5 protein-coding genes are annotated in these 4,444 nt (G+C 41.0%); all 5 read right to left on the minus strand.

Translation table 11 applies throughout. From position 1 onward, the window contains the following. Nucleotides 1–126: 126 nt before the first annotated feature. Nucleotides 127–564 carry a ClpXP protease specificity-enhancing factor gene (locus tag CWC30_RS17740; protein WP_069440086.1) on the minus strand — a complete coding sequence of 146 codons (438 nt, stop codon included), beginning with the start codon at nucleotides 562–564 and terminating at the stop codon, nucleotides 127–129. Beyond that, on the minus strand, nucleotides 564–1,190 hold the full coding sequence (gene sspA / locus CWC30_RS17745; RefSeq protein ID WP_008110861.1) for a stringent starvation protein SspA: 627 nt from the start codon (nucleotides 1,188–1,190) through the stop codon (nucleotides 564–566). The genes CWC30_RS17740 and sspA overlap by 1 nt, the downstream gene beginning before the upstream one ends. A gap of 79 nt (nucleotides 1,191–1,269) precedes the next feature. Further along, nucleotides 1,270–2,013 carry a cytochrome c1 gene (locus CWC30_RS17750; protein ID WP_036981296.1) on the minus strand — a complete coding sequence of 248 codons (744 nt, stop codon included), beginning with the start codon at nucleotides 2,011–2,013 and terminating at the stop codon, nucleotides 1,270–1,272. Then, entirely contained in the window at nucleotides 2,010–3,275 is a 1,266-nt protein-coding gene (locus CWC30_RS17755) for a cytochrome b (protein ID WP_008110864.1), read from the minus strand. Before CWC30_RS17755 ends, CWC30_RS17750 begins: the two co-directional genes overlap by 4 nt. Beyond that, nucleotides 3,275–3,865, minus strand: coding sequence for a ubiquinol-cytochrome c reductase iron-sulfur subunit (gene petA / locus CWC30_RS17760; RefSeq protein ID WP_008110867.1), 591 nt, complete (start codon nucleotides 3,863–3,865; stop codon nucleotides 3,275–3,277). Before petA ends, CWC30_RS17755 begins: the two co-directional genes overlap by 1 nt. Nucleotides 3,866–4,444 lie beyond the last annotated feature (579 nt).

Genomic DNA, 4,444 nt, shown 5'->3' on the forward strand with positions numbered 1-4,444 from the left:
GTCCATACATCTGCTACACCAATCAACCTTACCCCGCTTCTCGCAGCCCGTCACCCGTAAACTTTCACATTCATACAGACATAAAAAAACCGCTTCTTAAGCGGTTTTTTTTCTAACATTTACGGGCTATTTTATAACGCGTAAATGCGAGCCTTTTTTCTTTTCAGGCTTGGGAGCTGGCGTTTCATCAACTTGTTCAGGTGATGAATCGACACTTTCAAGCTCTGGAGCAAAATCGTCTTCGTCCTCTAAAAACTCATCTGCAGTAAAGACTGTGCCTTCGCCATTTTCACGTGCATATATTGCAAGTACAGCCCCTAAAGGCACGTACACTTGCATTGGCTGGCCGCCAAAGCGCGCGTTAAAGCTAAGCTGAGTATTATCTAACGAAAACTGCGTAACCGCCGAAGGGCTTATGTTCAATACAATTTGGCCATCTTGAACAAACTGTGTTGGCACTTGCACTGCAGGAAAGTCAGCATTAACCACTAAGTGTGGCGTGCATTCGTTATCAACAATCCAATCAAAAAAAGCGCGTAGTAAATAAGGACGATTAGAAGTCATTATAAACGGATCTCACGCTCTGCTTCAGTTAAAGAAGCTTGGAACGATTCACGTTCAAATAAACGGATCATATACTCTTTAAGTTCTTTAGAGCCTGCACCATTAAGCTCAATACCAAACTCTGGTAAACGCCATAACAGTGGAGCTAAGTAGCAATCAACTAAGCTAAACTCTTCACTCATAAAGTAAGGCGCTTCACTAAAGATGGGTGCTATTGCAAGTAATGCTTCGGTAAGCTCTTTACGCGCTTGCGCGGCATCAGAAGTGTTGTTAATGATTTTTTCAGCTAGGCTGTACCAATCAGTATCAATACGGTGCATCATTAATCGACTACGACCACGCATGACCGGATATACAGGCATTAGTGGAGGATGAGGAAAACGTTCATCAAGGTATTCCATGATGATGTTTGCCTGATATAAACCAAGCTCACGGTCAATCAGTGTTGGCACTGTGCCATAAGGGTTAATTTCGTGAAGTGCTTCTGGCAGGTTATCCTTTTCAGCCATATGAATATCTACACTTACACCTTTTTCAGCAAGTACAATGCGTACTTGGTGGCTATACATACAGTTAGCACCAGAAAAAAGGGTCATTACAGGGCGCTTATTGGCAGCTACGGCCATGCCTACCTCCATTAAATAACTAAAACAGCAATAGGGGCTTAAGCCCCTATTGCAAAATTACCTTTAAATATGTTCAAACTTAATGAACATCTCTCCAGTATTCTTTCTTAAGCATAAATGCCAAGATAAATAGAATCACTAAGAATCCAAGTACCTTAATACCTAGCGCTTCCGACTCGAGACGTGTAGGTTCACCTACATACTCTAGGAAATTCGTTAAATCACGAACTGCTTGGTCATATTCATCTACACTTAATTCGCCCGTACCATCTGTTTTTGTACCAGTAATATGAGTGGTTGTTACACCATCTACTGTTACTTCTTCAGTAATTGCAGTAGGAACACCTTGCAACTCTTGAAGAACATGTGGCATACCCACCGATGGGAATAACGTATTATTTACGCCAAACGGACGAGATTCATCTTTGTAAAACGATTTTAAATAGGTGTAAATCCAATCACTGCCACGCACACGCGCAACATTTGTTAGATCCGGCGGAGCCGCACCAAACCATTTTGCAGCATCTTCTTTAGCCATAGCATTATTGATATGACTACCTACTTTTGAACCATCAAAAATAAGTTGCTCTTGACCAATCTCTGTTGGAATACCAATATCGCGGAAAGTACGTTCATAACGTTGATACTGCATTTGGTGACAACCAAGACAGTAGTTCATGAACAACTTTGCGCCACGTTGCAAAGAAGGTTGATCAGATATATCGTTACCCGCTTCCATTAGAGGAACTGACGGGCCTGCAGCCATTGCAGGTAACACGTTTACTGATAAAGCAAATAAACCTATTAGTAGCTTTTTCATCATTTCGTTAACCTCTCAGGCAATGGCTTAGTTTTTTCATTCTTACTGTAAACAAATAACAGTACGAAGAACATAAAGTAAGTCACAGTACAGATTTGCGAAACAAGCGTTTTAAAGTCAGTTTGAGGTGTAGCACCAACCCAACCTAAAAGAACGAAAGTAACTACAAAGCCTGCAATGTTCCATTTGTGGAAACCACAACGGTAACGAACTGAACGAACCGAACCACGGTCAATCCAAGGCAATAATGCTAGCACGACAATAGATGCACCCATTGCTGCAACACCCATTAGCTTGTCAGGGATTGCACGTAAGATTGCATAAAACGGCGTAAAGTACCAAACAGGGAAAATATGCGCTGGTGTTTTAAGTGGGTTTGCCGGTTCAAAGTTTGGCGCTTCTAGGAAGAAACCACCCATTGCAGGCATAAAGAACACCACCCAACAGAACAAGATTAAGAAGCCAACCACACCCACAATATCTTTTACTGTGTAATAAGGGTGGAACGGAATCGCATCAATAATGTCTTTTTTATCTGTGTAGTATTCATGGAACTTAAATTTAGGCTTGTCTTCTTCAGCCACGGTTCCTTTTTTACGTTTGTTATCAATACCGTCTGGGTTATTAGAACCCACTTCGTGTAGTGCAACAATGTGTAAAAATACTAAGATAACAATAACCAATGGCAGTGCAATTACGTGTAATGCAAAGAAGCGGTTAAGCGTTGCACCTGAAATTACATAGTCACCACGGATCCACAGTGTTAAGTCATCACCAATAACCGGGATTGCCCCGAATAATGAAATGATTACCTGTGCACCCCAAAACGACATTTGACCCCATGGTAATAAGTAACCCATGAACGCTTCAGCCATTAGGGCTAGGAAAATAAACATACCGAATAACCACAGTAATTCACGTGGTTTTTGGTAAGAACCGTAGATCATGCCACGGAACATATGCATGTAAACAACGATGAAGAACGCAGATGCACCCGTTGAATGCAAATAACGTAATAACCAACCGTACTCTACATCACGCATGATGTATTCTACTGATGCAAATGCACCTTCAGCAGATGGTACATAGTTCATCGTTAACCAAATACCGGTAAGTATTTGGTTTACCAGTACTAACATAGCTAGAGAGCCGAAGAAGTACCAGAAGTTAAAGTTTTTTGGTGCTGGATACTGTGCAATGTGCATGTTCCAAACACGTGTCATTGGGATACGGTCGTCTATCCACTCAACAATTTTTCCAAACATTAGGCCACCCCTTGTTCTTCGCCCACTAAAATAGTGGTCTCATCAAGAAAAGTATATGGTGGAACTTCTAAATTTAATGGTGCAGGTACCGATTGAAATACACGGCCGGCCATATCAAACTTAGAACCGTGACATGGACAGTAAAAACCGTCATCAGTCCCTTCCACTTTCTCACCAAAGCCACCTTGTAAAAAGCTAGGTGAACAACCTAAATGCGTACAAATACCTACAGCGACAAAAATCTCTGGGCGTAATGAACGGAAATCATTGGTTGATGATTCTAATTGTTGTGGCTCTTGCGATTGCGGATCACGAAGTTGACCTTCATGTTCTTTCATCTGCTCAAGCATTTTTGGGGTCCGTGATACAACCCATACAGGTTTACCACGCCACTCGACACGTATTAATTGTCCTGGCTCAAGTTTGCTGATATCTACTTCTACAGGCGCACCCGCAGATTTAGCTCGCTCACTTGGATTCCAAGACGCAATAAAAGGAACAGCAGCCCCAGCCGCACCAACACCACCAACAACAGAGGTAGCTATGGTTAAAAAGCGACGTCGGCCATTGTCTACAGGCGCATTGCTCATCCACTTATCTCCACTATGATTCTCAACACTTGCTATATTGAGAACATCAGTTACAGCAGGTTAATTTTTCGAATTTTAAAAGAGAAACGATCATAATTAAAACCCTTGCTTAAAACAAGGTTATTCACAGCCTCCTGCTCGAATAAACCTGACTTGCTCAAATAGTTGATTAAGTAAGCTCGAGTATGAAACCAAATGACTATAGTATCGCTTCCGTAAAAACAATTTGTAAACAAGTACAATCTCACCAACTAAGTACAGTAACCACTGAATTTGGCGACATTAAACTCATTCACTTTATTTGCCCGCCAATTGTAGCAAAAAAATTCACCAATTAACTGATGGATTTAAACTAATTGCGATAATTATTTAACTTTTTTTGCGTTAGTCAGTCATTTTCAAGCTTTCGCTCAATAAATACGCATACTTTGCCGATTCTGATCAAGCTAATATCGACATTAGTCGTAAGGGGAGAAATTGAAGGTTAAAGGTGAAAGGTGAAAGGTGAAAGGTGAAAGGTGAAAGGTCAGATCATACTCATATATTTTTGAATGAATATTAAATTTTGAACCTCTTATT

The organism is Pseudoalteromonas sp. S4741 (genome assembly GCF_005886135.1).
GTDB lineage: Bacteria > Pseudomonadota > Gammaproteobacteria > Enterobacterales > Alteromonadaceae > Pseudoalteromonas > Pseudoalteromonas tetraodonis.

Excerpts from the sequence above, each read along its gene's own strand:
- CWC30_RS17740 (WP_069440086.1), bottom strand. The coding sequence starts at position 564 with ATGACTTCTAATCGTCCTTATTTACTACGCGCTTTTTTTGATTGGATT.
- sspA (WP_008110861.1), bottom strand. The coding sequence starts at position 1,190 with ATGGCCGTAGCTGCCAATAAGCGCCCTGTAATGACCCTTTTTTCTGGT.
- CWC30_RS17750 (WP_036981296.1), bottom strand. The coding sequence starts at position 2,013 with ATGATGAAAAAGCTACTAATAGGTTTATTTGCTTTATCAGTAAACGTG.
- CWC30_RS17755 (WP_008110864.1), bottom strand. The coding sequence starts at position 3,275 with ATGTTTGGAAAAATTGTTGAGTGGATAGACGACCGTATCCCAATGACA.
- petA (WP_008110867.1), bottom strand. The coding sequence starts at position 3,865 with ATGAGCAATGCGCCTGTAGACAATGGCCGACGTCGCTTTTTAACCATA.